This window comes from Atopobium fossor DSM 15642 (genome assembly GCF_000483125.1).
Classification (GTDB): domain Bacteria; phylum Actinomycetota; class Coriobacteriia; order Coriobacteriales; family Atopobiaceae; genus Atopobium; species Atopobium fossor.
Window position 1 is genome coordinate 209,863 of record NZ_AXXR01000004.1, and the last position, 15,641, is coordinate 225,503.

At 47.8% G+C, this 15,641-nt stretch carries 8 protein-coding genes and 2 rRNA genes; all 10 read left to right on the forward strand.

The genetic code is table 11. From position 1 onward, the window contains the following. The first annotated feature begins 2 nt into the window (after positions 1-2). Positions 3-917 (forward strand): ATP synthase F1 subunit gamma, encoded by a 915-nt coding sequence (gene atpG, locus G469_RS0102675; RefSeq protein WP_028263731.1) that lies wholly within the window; start codon positions 3-5, stop codon positions 915-917. Then, entirely contained in the window at positions 917-2,401 is a 1,485-nt protein-coding gene (gene atpD, locus G469_RS0102680; RefSeq protein WP_028263732.1) for a F0F1 ATP synthase subunit beta, read from the forward strand. The genes atpG and atpD overlap by 1 nt, the downstream gene beginning before the upstream one ends. 2 nt (positions 2,402-2,403) lie before the next feature. Continuing rightward, positions 2,404-2,823 (forward strand): ATP synthase F1 subunit epsilon, encoded by a 420-nt coding sequence (atpC, locus tag G469_RS0102685; RefSeq protein ID WP_028263733.1) that lies wholly within the window; start codon positions 2,404-2,406, stop codon positions 2,821-2,823. A 21-nt stretch (positions 2,824-2,844) separates the two neighbouring features. Next, positions 2,845-4,119, forward strand: a complete 1,275-nt coding sequence (gene murA, locus G469_RS0102690) for a UDP-N-acetylglucosamine 1-carboxyvinyltransferase (RefSeq protein ID WP_028263734.1) — start codon at positions 2,845-2,847, stop codon at positions 4,117-4,119. Positions 4,120-4,228: 109 nt separating this feature from the next. Beyond that, positions 4,229-4,663 carry a metal-dependent transcriptional regulator gene (locus tag G469_RS0102695; RefSeq protein WP_028263735.1) on the forward strand — a complete coding sequence of 145 codons (435 nt, stop codon included), beginning with the start codon at positions 4,229-4,231 and terminating at the stop codon, positions 4,661-4,663. Positions 4,664-4,740: 77 nt separating this feature from the next. Beyond that, the gene (locus G469_RS0102700; RefSeq protein ID WP_028263736.1) at positions 4,741-5,685 is read left to right on the forward strand and encodes a homocysteine S-methyltransferase family protein; all 945 of its coding nucleotides are present in this window, start codon (positions 4,741-4,743) and stop codon (positions 5,683-5,685) included. Between the two features lie 183 nt (positions 5,686-5,868). Next, positions 5,869-6,759, forward strand: a complete 891-nt coding sequence (locus G469_RS0102705; protein ID WP_028263737.1) for a UTP--glucose-1-phosphate uridylyltransferase — start codon at positions 5,869-5,871, stop codon at positions 6,757-6,759. Positions 6,760-7,099: 340 nt separating this feature from the next. After that, positions 7,100-11,818, forward strand: a complete 4,719-nt coding sequence (locus tag G469_RS08125; protein WP_051353720.1) for an InlB B-repeat-containing protein — start codon at positions 7,100-7,102, stop codon at positions 11,816-11,818. Positions 11,819-12,278: 460 nt separating this feature from the next. Further along, a 16S ribosomal RNA gene (locus tag G469_RS0102715) occupies positions 12,279-13,797 on the forward strand. A gap of 248 nt (positions 13,798-14,045) precedes the next feature. Further along, positions 14,046-15,641 (forward strand): 23S ribosomal RNA (locus tag G469_RS09140); the annotation flags it as partial.

The following is a 15,641-nucleotide window of genomic DNA, read 5'->3' on the forward strand; positions in this document are numbered from 1 at the left end:
TCATGTCTAACCTACGAGAGATATCAAGGCGCATCTCCTCGGTTACCGCAACCATGCAGATTACGCGTACGATGGAGATGGTCTCCACCGCAAAAATCCGCAAGGCGCTGGACCGAGCAGAGCAGGCTGCTCCCTATAAGGATGCCATTAAGCGCATGCTCTCTACTGTGGTGGGCTCAAGTCTTGACACTTCTCAGCCGCTGCTCGAGCAGCGTGACAAGACGAAAGTTGTTCTCTTTATCATTATTGCCTCTGACCGCGGTTTGGCTGGTGGCTTTAATATTGCACTTCAGCGTGGAGTGCAAAAAGAAATGGAGCAGCTTTCGAGGCAAGGCATCGAGTCGCGCCTAATTACCTGTGGACGCAAGCCTACGGAGTACTTCCAGTCTCGCAAGGTTGAGCCTGTGTTGTCCTTCTCGGGTATGTCGTCCGAGCCAACTATGGACCAAGCAGATCGTATTGCTTCGTATGTCATGGATGGTTATAGCAATAAGAGCATTGATAGGGTTGTAATCTATTACCAGCATGCCCGCAATCGTGTAGATCAAGATTTGATTGTTGAGCAGGTGCTTCCTATCGAGACTGCAAACCTGATTATTCCTAATGCACCTCGTACTCCGGAAGCCGTTTCCAAAGTTGAGCATAACTACAACAATTTGTTTGAGTTTGATCCTTCAGCTTCGGAAGTGTTGGGCTACCTTATGCCCGCTTATGTGCGTACCCTTATCTTTCACGCGTTGTTGGACTCCGCTGCAGCAGAGCATGGTGCACGCCGCCGCGCAATGCAGTCCGCAACGGATAATGCTCAGGAAGTTATTACGCGCCTGAGTCGTATGTACAACCGTGTAAGGCAGAGCTCTATTACTACCGAGCTCAATGAGATCATTGGCGGTGCGTCCGCATTGGAGGACAACTAATGGCAGAAAAGGCACAAGAGCGAACCGTATTCGAGGAAGCAGAGCTCGAGTATTCGCACCGTAGTGCAGGTGATGGCACTATTGTTCGCGTGGTTGGTTCGGTTGTCGATGTTAAATTTAGCGACCATGTTCCTGGCATTTATAATGCACTGGAAGTTAAGGGCACCACTCCTATGGGTGAGATTCACCTTATTTTAGAGGTAGAGTCCCAGCTTCCAAATAACGTTGTGCGTACTGTAGCCATGGACTCAACAGATGGTTTGCAACGTGGCATGCGTGTTCATGATACGGGTGCTCCTATGCAAATGCCTGTTGGCAAGTCTACGCTTGGTCGTGTATGGAATGTTATGGGTCGCCCGGTAGACGGGTCTCCTGTTCCTGAGGATGTAACCTACTATCCCATTCACCGTGCAGCTCCCAAGTTTGATGACCTTACTACCAAGACGGAAATCTTTGAGACGGGCATCAAGTCCATCGATCTTCTTGAGCCCTATGTTCGTGGTGGAAAAACTGGTCTGTTTGGTGGCGCTGGTGTAGGTAAGACCGTTTTGATTCAGGAACTTATTAACAACCTTGCTCAGGAGCATGGTGGTACTTCTGTATTTACAGGCGTAGGCGAGCGTACTCGTGAGGGTACCGACCTGTTCTTGGAAATGACTGAGTCTGGTGTTATTAATAAAACATGCTTGGTCTATGGTCAGATGAACGAGCCACCAGGAGCACGTCTTCGCGTTGGTCTTGCTGGTTTGACCACCGCAGAGTACTTCCGTGACCAAGGTCAGGATGTACTGCTGTTTATTGACAACATCTTCCGTTTTTCCCAAGCGGGTTCTGAGGTTTCCGCACTACTTGGTCGTATGCCTTCTGCCGTAGGTTATCAGCCTACGCTGGCTACCGAGATGGGTGATTTGCAAGAGCGTATTACCTCTACACGTGAGGGTTCTATTACTTCTGTACAGGCTGTCTATGTACCCGCAGATGACCTGACGGACCCTGCGCCTGCAACTACCTTTACCCACTTGGATGCAACAACAGTTTTGTCTCGTGCTATTACTGAGTTGGGTATTTATCCCGCAGTAGATCCATTGGCATCTTCGTCTGACGCTCTTGATCCTTCCGTAGTAGGCGAGGAGCATTACCGCGTTGCAACTGCTGTACAAGAAACGCTGCAGGAGTATTCTGACCTGCAGGACATCATTGCTATTTTGGGTATGGATGAGCTTTCCGAAGAGCAACGTTTGACAGTAGACCGTGCGCGTAAGATTCAGCAGTTCTTATCGCAGTCCTTCCACGTTGCCGAGAAGTTCACCGGAAATCCTGGCGTGTATTGCCGCATTGACGATACCGTTCGCTCTTTTGCTGCTATTATCGATGGTGAGTGTGACAACATTCCTGAGCAGGCATTCCGTTTTGCAGGCACTATTGATGATGTTCGTGAGCGCGCTCGCAAGATGGCACAAGAGGCACAGGCAGACGAGAGGTAACGATGGCATATCTTACCTGTAAATTCGTGCGCCCAGATAAGCAACTGTATGAGGGTAATGTTGCGTCTTTAGTCTTGGTTACATACACCGGCGAGCTCGGTGTATGGCCAGGTCATGCAGCAGAGATTTGTGCATTGGGCGATGGAATTGTACGCTTGACTGCGCTGCCCGAAGATGGTGGAGACATCAAGAAAGTTATTGTTTCTGGTGGGTATGCTGAGATTGCCGATGACTCGGTGGTTATTATTGCAGACCATGCACGCGACATTAACGATATTGATCCTGTGCAGGTTGCAGAAACTCGCCAGCAAGCAGTGGATGCTCGTGATGAGTTGCCTATAAATGACCACCGTCGCGCATATTATGAAAACAAGATACACTGGTGTGACCTCCTGCTTCACTATGAGCAAATGGAGGCATAGTAGAATTTAACAGGGGGTAGCATGGACGTTATTCAAATCGAGGGTGGTCATCCTATTTCGGGTGAGGTAGTAGTATGTGGAGCAAAAAACTCCGCGCTCAAGCTTATGGCTGCTACCGTTATGGCCCCTGGTAAGACCACCCTGACTAACGTCCCTGATATCTCTGACGTGCATATTATGGGTAAGGTGCTCAAGCGTCTTGGAGCCCAGATTACCGTTTTGGGTAAGCACGAACTTCTCATTGATACAACTCAGGTAGACAACTGGGAGACGCCTTACGAGCTGGTAGCTCAGATGCGCGCTTCCACAGCTGTCTTAGGTCCCTTGCTATCTCGCTTTGGTAAGGCAGTTGTTGCTATGCCGGGCGGCTGCAATATTGGTGCTCGTAAGATTGATATGCACATTCTTGGCCTTGAGGCCCTGGGCGTGGAGTTTGATGTTTCTCATGGTAATATTCACGCTTCTGCTCCTCATGGTATTAAAGGCGCGTCCGTAACCTTGGAGTTTGCAAGTGTTGGTGCTACCGAGAATCTTATGATGGCTTCGGTTTATGCTCAAGGAACTACTATTATTGATAATGCGGCGCGTGAGCCAGAGATTGTAGATCTTGCCAACATGCTTAATGAGATGGGCGCTCACATTCGTGGTGCCGGCACTCCTCTGATAGAGATTGAGGGTGTGGCAGAATTGCATCCCGTTGAGCATCGTGTTGTTGGCGATCGTATTGAGGCGGCAACCTTTTTAGCTATTGGTGGTTTGACTGGTGGACCCGTTCGCGTGTGCGGCTTTGAGCCAGTGCATTTGGGTATGGTTTTGCGCAAGTTTGAAGCTATGGGTATGACCATCGAGCGCGGCGAGCATGAGGTAACTGCTTCACGGACAAGAAAACTTAAGCCCGTAGATATTCAAACACTACCGTTTCCTGGCTTTCCAACAGATGTGCAAGCACAAGCCATGTGTGTGCTTGCTATGGCAGATGGCAACTGCGTTATTACCGAGAATGTCTTCGAGAATCGTTTTATGTTTGCCAGTGAGATTAACCGTATGGGTGCAGACATTACTATTGAGGGCCATCATGCAATCGTACATGGTGTTCCCGCGTTGTCTGGTGCACAGGTTAAGTCTCCCGACCTACGTGGTGGCGCAGCGCTTGCCATGGCTGGTCTTGTAGCAGATGGTATTACTACTATCAGTGCTATTCATCACATTGATCGCGGCTACGAAGGTTTTGTCGATAAGCTCGTCGAGCTGGGTGCACATGCCAAACGTGCTTCCATCGAGATAGACGAAGACTAATTTCTTGCCCAAGCTACAGGATATAGTGCTGTTCTAAAAAATATCTCGTATAGCTCCCAAGGCGTTAGGGTAAACTTACGTTAACATTTACCGCCTGGAGGTACATTCTATGACAGAGCAAGATTTTATCGACGAGCATCGCCTGTCTATGGCAAATGAGGACTATCTTGAGTCCATTTATCGCATTACCATGGCCGAGGATAGCCCCGCGGGCATTCGTTCTGTAGACGTAGCGGACCAGCTAAACGTCTCTAAAGCCAGCGTGAACAAGGCCATTAGCACACTCAAGGATGCGGGCTATGTAGAGCAAAATCGTTATGGTCGCGTTATTCTTACTAAGGCTGGTCGCGAGTATGGTTCCGAGGTATGGCATGCGCATCGCTTAATTCGCGCATTTCTCGAGAAGGACTTGGGCGTAGCGCCTGAGATTGCAAACGAAGAAGCCTGCACTATGGAGCATGCACTGTCTCGTGATACCATGCGTCGCTGGGCAAAATTCCTGGCAGATCAGGGTTTTGCAATCGAGCAAAACGAGGAAGACTAGCTAAGCAGGCCTACCCAAAACTAAGCTCAAAGCTACCCGTACTGCTTTGAGGGCAATACTTATGCTGAAGGCACATTATGCGAGCAAATCAAGGTTTCTATGCCAGCTCATTGTGGGAGCGCCCCACCAATGATGATGCTTGTGAACAAGCAGCAAATGAATTTGGAAAGATTCTCACTGGTCAAGCTGGTGAGAATCTCTTGCTATCAAGTGATCTTTCGCAGATGCTCTCCCAGCTTCCTTCTGCTGATGCCATGCCCAGCCCATTGTGGGTGCAGTATGAGCCAGAGACAGTAACAAGTCTCTATCAATTGCAAGTTGCTTGTGGAGCAAGTGCTCTTTTAACGCAAACCGCTGGGTGCACATCCAATTTACTTGATGAGCTAGACGAACATTTGTCTTGTTATGAAATATGTAATCGAGCTGTTCGTGCGGCTTATGCAGCAGCGCCTCGTTTTGTACTGGGCACCATCACCTCTGCCCAGATGTATGTTGCAGAACAAGATAGTCCAGCCGCTCGTCAAATCCGAGCATTATATACAGAGCAAGTACGCGCCTTAGTAGATGCTCAGGTTCATGCTCTTTTTATTGCAGATATGACCAATGTAGAAGATGCCCTTTGTGCAGTTTCTGCAGCTCATTTAGTGTGCTCACGACCCATTGTTTGCAGTCTTGACGCTGCAAGTTTTACTTCTCACTACGATACAAGGCAGCTGTTTGCAGTGCATAGGCGTTTAGTGGATGCAGGAGCGGATGCCATTGGACTTACCAATGTTCCTTTGGCGGATGATGCTCAGTCTGCATCTAGAATACAAATTCTTGCACAAGACTTAGCAAGTATTGCGGCTACATATGGTGTGGGAACGCTTATGACTATAAATCCAAACCCCACAGTTACTGAACAAGCATTTTTCCAGGTAGTTAAGCAGGTTCTGAGCGCATCAATTAGTGTCTTTGGTGCAGGTAAGGATGCCACTGCGCAGCATATAGCTGCATTAAGCACTGGTTTTCTCAGTATCTAGCATTACTATCGGTAGCAGATTCTTACAATATAGAGCAGTGCATAACGTAGTTCAAAAACAGCTATTACTGTGAAACCTCTCAAAAAGCAGTCCAAATGGGTTAGAGTGCTACCAGTTACGTATTCTCAATTCATTTGTAGCTGTGCGCACGTAGCGCCGCACGCGTAACGTGAAAGGAAAAGTATGAAGGCTATTATCCCCGCCGCAGGCCTCGGCACTCGTTTTTTGCCAGCCACTAAGTGCACTCCCAAAGAACTTCTTCCCGTTATTGATAAGCCCGTTATCCAGTATGTAGTTGAGGAAGCTTTGGCTCCCGAAGGCGTAGATGAGTGTGTGATTGTTAACTCTCACGATAAGCCTCAAATCGAGGCATATTTTAGTGTAGATACCAACTTTGAACAGATGCTTGAGGTTCGAGGCAAGAAGGCAGAGGCGCAAAAAGTTCATGATGCAAGTACCTTGCCTGTCTCATTTGTATATCAGGATGAAGCCTTGGGTTTAGGTCATGCAGTCCATTGTGCAGCAAAAAAAATGGACGGTGAACCTTTCTTTGTTTTGCTGGGAGATTATTTTGTTCCCGGTAAGCAGATGAATATCAAGATGGCTGAGGTTTCTCGTGCTCATAACAACGCTTCTGTCATTGCTGTTGCTCCTGTGCCTGCAGATCAGGTGAGTCGTTACGGCATTATTGCTGGTGAATGTGTGGGCTCACTTGATGGTGTAGAAGCTTCAGGTGAACAAGCCGGTGCCGTTTGGAAAGTTACTGGTCTTGTCGAGAAGCCCGCTCCAGAAGATGCTCCATCTCACTTGTTTATTGTTGGTCGTTATCTGCTGTCTCCTCGCATTATGGAGCTATTAGCGGATCAAACGCCAGGTGCTGGTAATGAAATTCAGCTTACCGATGCCATGGAACGCCTGCTGGATGAGGAAGAAATGTACGCTGTTGTTATTGACCCCATGGAGGGCTGCGATACAGGCACTCCTGCGGCTTGGGCAGCTACTAATGCTCGTTTGGCTTTGCAGTCAGATGCAGCGGGAGCCTTCAAGGAAGCTTTGGGTAACGTCACGCTGTAGTTTTTACGAGGTGAGCGATGCGCTCTATGGGCACGCACGCTAGACAAGCGCACATATCTTGTGAGTGGATACAGTCCAAAAGAATACTTTAGCTTGTAATTGAGGTTGTATATCGTTGAATGTGCAACCTCTTTTTATGTGGAGGGGTAATCAAATGAATTTTCAGAAATGAGATTTTATATAAATTAGCATCTACCAGTCTTAATATGCTAATATTATATCCAGCTAACTATTTGTATTTTCAGGAAACTTGTTCTAAATTTTACGATTAGTAAGGCGACGGCTAAAACAACAGCACAAAACGTATTCGTTGGCAGTCGCGAGAGAAACTGGAGAAGCTATGTCCAACAATTTTCGTCCTATTCCACCGTCATTTGGTCATAAGGCACTTACTGCATTTTTATCGGCCTCGCTGTGCCTTTCGCTTACGCCTGCGCAGGCATTTGCTGCGGATGATGCAACAGTAGATACCGCATCTTCTGCAACTGAGGCTCCAGCTCAGGCCACCCCGGAATCCGCGCCTGTTACTGCAGATGCAACTACACCAGTTGCTGTTACTTCAGCGTCTGAATCTACCGAGAAACCCTCCGAGGTTGCAGCTCCTGTTGCCGCTGCACCTGTAGCTGCTCCAGAAGCTAGTGCTAGTCGTACGGCTGATGACGTGGCAACCAATGTACTTTGGATTGATGGTACTGCTGGTGCCGATACCAATACTGGTGCAGGTGAATCTGCTGCACTTAAGACCTTTACAAAGGCTCTTGAGCTGCAGAAGGCAAATCCTGCTATCACTAAAATTATGGTTAAAGGCAATTTTACAAATGTTGCTGATGTCACCATTCCATCTGGTGTAAGTGTTGTTATTACTTCAAATGTCAACATGACCGGAACAAAAAAGAACGGCATTACTCTACAAAGTGGAGCTTCTCTATCTGCGCTTAATGGTGCTACGCTCACCATGACTGATTTTAATACTGCGCTTACTGTTGCCAAGGGTGCAACACTCAGCGATGGACATTATGTTTTTAAGAATAATGGTGTTACAAGCTTTTATGTAGCAGGTACAGTACGTGGCAGTGCTGGTCGTGACAAGCTCACTATTACAGCAGATGCTAATGAGTTACGTGCGGTTCACTCGGGTGATATGACCTTTGAAAACTGTACAGTAAGCCTAAATTCACAAACGCGTACTTGGTATGACGGAATTGACCTTAATCTCAAGAATGCATCCTATACAACTGCTGGTTATGGTATGGGTAACTATGTCAATCGTCTCAATATGACAGATTCAGAAATGGTCATCAATACCGGTAGTTCTTGGCGTTATAGTACGGGTCTTGCGATTCAAGATAGCTCGACTATTACAAACTCTCGCATTGTTGTTAATGCTGGTTCAACTGCAGGCATTTCTGTGGGTGGAGCATCAACTGTTGTTACTATAGCCAACTCTACACTTGAGTTTAATAATGGCGGTGTTGGCGGTTTTAATATCAATACAGGCAAGGTTATTCTTACCGACTCTACCATTAAAGGAAATGGTAAGAACAGTGGTGCGCTATACGGTGCACAGAAAAATGGTCAGATTACGTTTGTTGGCAATTCTCACGTAGAGACGCCCGCCACAAAAGACGCGCATACCGGCGCTGCAGAGGTTTTGGGTGGTCACGTAGTTCTTGGTGGCTCCTATCGTGTTTCCTATGCGCCAGACTACAATAGTAGTGCGGGTAGTACAGTGCCTACCAATGGTGTGGACAACGGAAACGAAAAGCTCATGCTGTTTACCCTTGCTAATCCAGCCACAGCACAACTTTCTCCACTTAACTCTGCAGGTCAATCCTATATTTATCCGGTTTCTACTCCATCTGAAGATGGCCAGAAGCATGTTTGGGTTCCTGCCGAGAAGGTAACTTTTACACTCAACGAGCCTGGAACTCAAAATGCAGTTTCTGCTTCGTTTAAAGATGGTGCAACTAAAGACAAAGAAGCTCTTGCTATACGTGGCTATCTTTTGTCTGATGCAAAGCCTGCAGCTGGCACCAATGTTGTTCCCGAGAATCCATCGGCACTTGGCTATGATTTTGAGGGGTGGTTCTACAAGAATAATGGTGCTGAGACACCTTTTGATGCAACAGCAGTAAATGTTTCCTCGCCAATTACGGTCTATGCCAAGTGGAAGGAAAATGGCAATAGCTACGGCATTATTTATCACAGCAATACTGACGCCACTGATGTGACCTATACCGAAAAGGGCACGAATGCTGATCGTAGTGCACAGGTAGCAGACCACAAGACTGTTTCATCTGCAAACACAGCCTTTACTCCTAAGGGTAAGATTTTCAAGGGTTGGAACACCAAGGCAGATGGCCAGGGAGAGAATTTTGCTCCCAATCAAACTATTACTGTACCCGCCAACAAGCCCTCCATTGATCTGTATGCTCAGTGGGAGGATCAAATGGCAACCGTGCGCTTCTCTGCTAATGGAGGCATTTTCTCAGACGATAGCGTGTTTAAAAAGAACCCCGAAGTCTTCGAGATCTCTACTGACGATAAGGGCGGCGAGGTTGCAACTGTAAAGGCAAAATCAAAGGTCCTTGATGAAAAGCTATTGGATGATGTGCTTAAGTCTCTCAAGCCAGATGTGACTACTGCTACAGATGGTCTAGCTTCGCCAGAGAAAGACAGTGCTGCCGATAAAGCATTTGCCAACATTGCAACCAAGAAGTACAGCGTTCTTGACTATAAATCTCGCGAAAAAGGCTTTTTCTTTGTAACCACGTATCATGACTATTGGTATACCGATGCTAATGGTAAGAATGCCACTACACTTAGTAATGGCACCAAGGTAAACAATGATATTACCTATTACCTTAAGTGGAAGTCTGATCCTAGCATCGAAGAGATTAAGAAGTCCTTCAATATTGATGGCGACATCTTTAGCGATAGCATTGATACCAGTGCAGAAACCAAATTCGTGAGTGTGGATAAAGAGACTTTCTCCCTTACTGGTCAGGTAGATGCAAAGTCTATTCAGGATCAAATGCAGGCTATTCAAGCGCTGTATCCAACTATCCAAGAAAGCGACTATAAAAACATTCAGATTGACGGTGCTACTTCTACCTTTACGGCAAAGATCACTGTGCCCGATGGTGTAAAGATTCCTGACAATCCCACTATTACCACTAAGGGTTTGGGTAACGCATTTACCGTTCAGTCTACCGAGGTAAACGGTCAAACAGTTACGGTTGTCTTTAAGCTGGTTGATGGTATTACCAACTACCAGGAGCTTAAGGATGCCGTTGATTCTACGGGTATGGACGGTGCTGTAGGCAATACTCGTCCTATTTCCGTGATGGTGGATGGCTTGACTTTGGATGGCGCAAAGCTCAGCAATGGTCAAGAGCTTGTTGCAACTGGTACGGTAGAAGGTTCGTTTAATGCGACAGCTTCTGTTACAAATGGAAAGACCAAGAAATTTGACTTTAGCTGGAAGGCTACCCAATCCGATACAGGTAGGGATAAAAAAGCTAAGGATAACGATACCATCCAATACACCATTGTTGCGGTAAAGCAAATGGCCCAGACTATTCCTGCAGACCTTCTCATCAACGATGACTCTACTAATAATAGTGTGTATGGCGTGCTGCCAGGTCAAAAGATTGGTGTAACGGGCGCCGTAAATATTAAGTCCATTAAGGATCAAATGGCTGCTATTGAGGCGCTGTATCCCAACACTCCTCAGGATCAGATTACTGTGCAGGTAAAGGACTTTAATTTCAGCGCTAAACTTACGCTGCCTGCGGGCATGACTATGCCTCAGAATCTTACACCAGACACCCTAGAACTTAAGGACTTTGGTGGTTTCAAGGTAACTAAGGTAGACGTTCAAGACAACGTAGCTACAGTGTCTATGGCTTTGTCCGATAACATTACTACGTATGATCAGCTTAAGAAGGCAGTAGATACTGCTGGTAGTCAAGACGGCTGGATGAAACTCACTATTCCTAACGTTTTAGTTAATGCTGACGTTGCAGAGGGTAAGCTTCTTACCGCAAAGGCTGAGGTAACAGGTTCTTTCGATGCTCTTGCAACTCACGGTAATACAACAAAGCCCTTCTCGTTTATGTGGACTGGTGAGCAGTGGGCAGATGGTAAGGACAGCATTGCTTCTGATGTAACAACAATCCAAGCTACAGCACAAACACCTCACACCATTACAGCAACTTTGCCTGCAGATATTTTGGTTGGTGATAATACCGAGCACGATGAAATTTACACTACCACCTCTGGCAGTACAGTAGATTACACAGGTGCACTGAACGTTAATGCTATCAAGGAGCAGATGGCTAACATCGAAAAGCTCTATCCAGGCGTTGATCAATCTCAGATTATGGTAAATGTTGCAGACTGCACCTTTACCGCCTCATTCGAGGTTCCCGAAGGAATTACGCTTCCTTCCAACATCCAAGTAAGTACCAACAACTTTGGTGATGCTTTTGAGGTTGCTAACGTACAAACGAGTGGCAACAAGGTTACAGTAACCATGAAACTTAAGGATGGTTTTACTAAGTACACTGATCTCCAGGATGCAGTTGCAAAAGCTGGCGATGCAGATGGTTGGATGAAGCTCATCCTGCATGGCGTTAAGGTTAATGATGATGTAACTCCAGGAACCAAGCTTACGGTTGTTGGCACAATTGCCGGAGCTATGAAGGCAACTGCTACTACAGGTGGCGGTCATAGTAAGGCGTTTAGTTTTGTCTGGAATGGTGAGCAGTGGGCAGATGGTAAGGATGCAACTACCGATGCATCCGACACTTCTATTAGCTTTACGCTTACCGTTAAAGCTCCCGAGAATCCAGATACGCCAAACCAGCCTGACCAGCCTTCTAATCCAGGTAACAAGAAACCTCAGATTAGGCCTCAAGACAAGGGTAAGTCTAAAAAGGTTCTTCCCAAGACGGGTGATGCAGCAATGGGTGCAGGTGTGTTTGCAAGCATGGTAGCAGGAATTGCAGCATTAGGTGCACATTTTGGTATTCGTCGTAAGGACAATGAGGACTAATTTGCCAATGCGTATTAAGGGAATGCCTTAATAAAGAAGTGCCAAGAGTAAAATTTAACTCGATTGAGAGAAAGAGGCTAATCAATTGATTAGCCTCTTTTGGTATATAAAGGAATAAAAAGCTTCGCAATAGATAGAGGTAAACTAGATTCTTTAGAAGAAAGTTATTTGTGTCCATAATATGAATCAACACAAATCTAGTCTTGGTACTTGAAACACCCAAAAGGGGTGTGTATATTAATACATCGCACGCGGTGATGCCAACAAAAACACCACCTGATGTGCGGCGAACCTTGAAAACCGGATACTGCGATCGAAAGATCAGCAAAGACAGCACAGCGAAATTTCGAAGCAAATAAGCAATCGTTAATTTTACTTTGAATCCAGATCAGCGGAAATTTTAGATGTCAGGTTTACTCGAATAAACTCACATATGTACAAGACCTTTGGTCTTGTTATTTGAACGGAGAGTTCGATCCTGGCTCAGGATGAACGCTGGCGGCGCGCCTAACACATGCAAGTCGAACGATTAAAGCACTTTCGGGTGTGTATAAAGTGGCGAACGGCTGAGTAACACGTGGGCAACCTGCCCTTTTCTTTGGGATAGCTACGGGAAACCGTAGGTAATACCGAATACTTCTTGATTGTCGCATGGCAAACAAGAGAAAGCTTTTGCGGAAAAGGATGGGCCCGCGGCCTGTTAGCTTGTTGGTGGGGTAATGGCCTACCAAGGCAGTTATGGGTAGCCGGGTTGAGAGACCGACCGGCCAGATTGGGACTGAGACACGGCCCAGACTCCTACGGGAGGCAGCAGTGGGGAATCTTGCGCAATGGGGGAAACCCTGACGCAGCGACGCCGCGTGCGGGATGAAGGCCTTCGGGTTGTAAACCGCTTTCAGCAGGGACGAGGCCTACAAGGTGACGGTACCTGCAGAAGAAGCTCCGGCTAAATACGTGCCAGCAGCCGCGGTAATACGTATGGAGCAAGCGTTATCCGGATTCATTGGGCGTAAAGCGCTCGTAGGCGGTCTGTTAGGTCGGTAAGTTAAATCCGGGGGCTCAACCCCCGTCCGCTTCCGATACCGGCAGACTTGAGTTTGGTAGGGGAAGGTGGAATTCCTAGTGTAGCGGTGGAATGCGCAGATATTAGGAAGAACACCGGTGGCGAAGGCGGCCTTCTGGGCCATAACTGACGCTGAGGAGCGAAAGCTAGGGGAGCGAACAGGATTAGATACCCTGGTAGTCCTAGCCGTAAACGATGGACACTAGGTGTGGGGGGATGTACCTTCCGTGCCGCAGCTAACGCATTAAGTGTCCCGCCTGGGGAGTACGACCGCAAGGTTAAAACTCAAAGGAATTGACGGGGGCCCGCACAAGCAGCGGAGCATGTGGCTTAATTCGAAGCAACGCGAAGAACCTTACCAGGGCTTGACATTTAGGTGAAGCGGCGGAAACGTCGTGGCCGAAAGGAGCCTAAACAGGTGGTGCATGGCTGTCGTCAGCTCGTGTCGTGAGATGTTGGGTTAAGTCCCGCAACGAGCGCAACCCTCGTCGCATGTTGCCAGCAGGTTAAGCTGGGCACCCGTGCGAGACCGCCGGCGTCAAGCCGGAGGAAGGTGGGGACGACGTCAAGTCATCATGCCCCTTATGTCCTGGGCTGCACACGTGCTACAATGGTCGGCACAGCGGGATGCGAACTTGCGAAAGTAAGCCAATCCCTTAAAGCCGGCCCCAGTTCGGATTGGAGGCTGCAACCCGCCTCCATGAAGTCGGAGTTGCTAGTAATCGCGGATCAGCACGCCGCGGTGAATGCGTTCCCGGGCCTTGTACACACCGCCCGTCACACCACCCGAGTCGTTTGCACCCGAAGTCGTCGGCCCAACCCGTATGGGAGGGAGACGCCGAAGGTGTGGAGGGTAAGGGGGGTGAAGTCGTAACAAGGTAGCCGTACCGGAAGGTGCGGCTGGATCACCTCCTTTCTAGGGAGAATAACCTCATCTAGTAAAGACTTAATTTTGATTGGGTAAACCCGTTTAATTTCTCTGATTGGATGTTTGTCTTAGCTGAGCTTATACAAGCTCGCAGTATTCGGTTTTGGGGGTTTGCTTCCCCGTGTACCTTTACAACTGCATAGCGTGATAATCAAGATTTTCTAATATAAGAAGATCGCATCTGATCGAATAATATGATTTTCATATTAGTGTATGTATAACCTTTAAATCTTTTAAAAGAAGATAGTAAGGGCACACGGTGGATGCCTTGGCACAGGAAGCCGACGAAGGACGTGACAAGCTGCGATAAGCTACGGTGAGAAGCACATATTCTTAGACCCGTAGATTTCCGAATGGGCAAACCTATCAGGATTCATCTCCTGATACTACACGCTGAACACATAGGCGTGTCAGAGATAACCTGGGGAACTGAAACATCTAAGTACCCAGAGGAATAAAAATCAACCGAGATTCCCCTAGTAGTGGCGAGCGAACGGGGAGGTAGGTCAAACCGACGGTAGCGTATAGCAAACAGGCGTTGCGCCGCTCGGGGTTGTAGGACTTACATATAAAAGAGCTGTTTCTCTTTTAGGCAGTTACAAATCTTTGTATTAGTTAAATGAGCTTTGGAAAACTCAACGAAACAGGGTTAAAGTCCCGTAGACGAAAATGCAAAGACTGTCTTGTAAGCACCTGAGTACTGCCGGACACGTGAAACCCGGTGGGAATCTGGGGGGACCACCCTCCAAACCTAAATACTCTCCTGTGACCGATAGTGAACAAGTACCGTGAGGGAAAGGTGAAAAGCACCCCTAAAGGGGAGTGAAATAGTACCTGAAACCGTGTGCCTACAAGCAGTCGGAGCAGTGCTTGCACTGTGACGGCGTGCCTTTTGTAGAATGAGCCAGCGAGTTACGATATGTGGCGAGGTTAAGCTTAAAAGCGAGCCGCAGCGACAGCGAGTCTGAATAGGGCGCATAAGTCGCATGTCGTAGACGCGAAGCCAGGTGATCTATCCATGAGCAGGCTGAAACGGGGGTAAGACCCCGCGGAGGGCCGAACCCACTTAGGTTGAAAACTGAGGGGATGACTTGTGGATAGGAGTGAAAGGCTAATCAAACCTGGAGATATCTCGTTCTCCCCGAAATAGCTTTAGGGCTAGCGTCAGACGTTTACCTTAGGAGGTAGAGCACTGAATGGTCGCGGGGGCCTCACCGCCTACCAACATCAATCAAACTCCGAATGCCTAAGGTCTAGAGTCTGGCAGTCAGAACATGTGGGCTAAGCCGTGTGTTCGAAAGGGAAACAGCCCAGACCGTCCGCTAAGGTCCCCAAATCTATGCTAAGTGGCAAAGGATGTGCGTTTGCTCAGACAACCAGGATGTTGGCTTAGAAGCAGCCATTCATTTAAAGAGTGCGTAATAGCTCACTGGTCGAGTGGACATGCGCCGATAATATACGGGGCTAAGCATAGTACCGAAGCGACGGACTAATCTAATTAGTGGTAGGGGAGCTTTCTATTTGGGTTGAAGCTGTGGGATAACCCATGGTGGACTGACTAGAAGTGAGAATGCTGGCATGAGTAACGAGAGAGGTGTGAAAAACACCTCCGCCGTAAATCCAAGGTTTCCTGGGCAAGGCTAATCCTCCCAGGGTCAGTCGGGAGCTAAGGCGAGGCCGGAAGGCGTAGTCGATGCACAGCAGGTAGACATTCCTGCACCACCGAAAGTACGTTATTACCGATGGGGTGACGGAGAAGGGTAGCTTGGCGGGGTTCTGGACGTCCCCGTGAAACCGCGTAGGCTTGAGTGTAGTTAAATGCGCACTCAATT

Coding starts and splice junctions, on each gene's coding strand:
- G469_RS08125 (WP_051353720.1), top strand. CDS start 7,100: ATGTCCAACAATTTTCGTCCTATTCCACCGTCATTTGGTCATAAGGCA.
- murA (WP_028263734.1), top strand. CDS start 2,845: ATGGACGTTATTCAAATCGAGGGTGGTCATCCTATTTCGGGTGAGGTA.
- atpC (WP_028263733.1), top strand. CDS start 2,404: ATGGCATATCTTACCTGTAAATTCGTGCGCCCAGATAAGCAACTGTAT.
- atpG (WP_028263731.1), top strand. CDS start 3: ATGTCTAACCTACGAGAGATATCAAGGCGCATCTCCTCGGTTACCGCA.
- G469_RS0102705 (WP_028263737.1), top strand. CDS start 5,869: ATGAAGGCTATTATCCCCGCCGCAGGCCTCGGCACTCGTTTTTTGCCA.
- atpD (WP_028263732.1), top strand. CDS start 917: ATGGCAGAAAAGGCACAAGAGCGAACCGTATTCGAGGAAGCAGAGCTC.
- G469_RS0102700 (WP_028263736.1), top strand. CDS start 4,741: ATGCGAGCAAATCAAGGTTTCTATGCCAGCTCATTGTGGGAGCGCCCC.
- G469_RS0102695 (WP_028263735.1), top strand. CDS start 4,229: ATGACAGAGCAAGATTTTATCGACGAGCATCGCCTGTCTATGGCAAAT.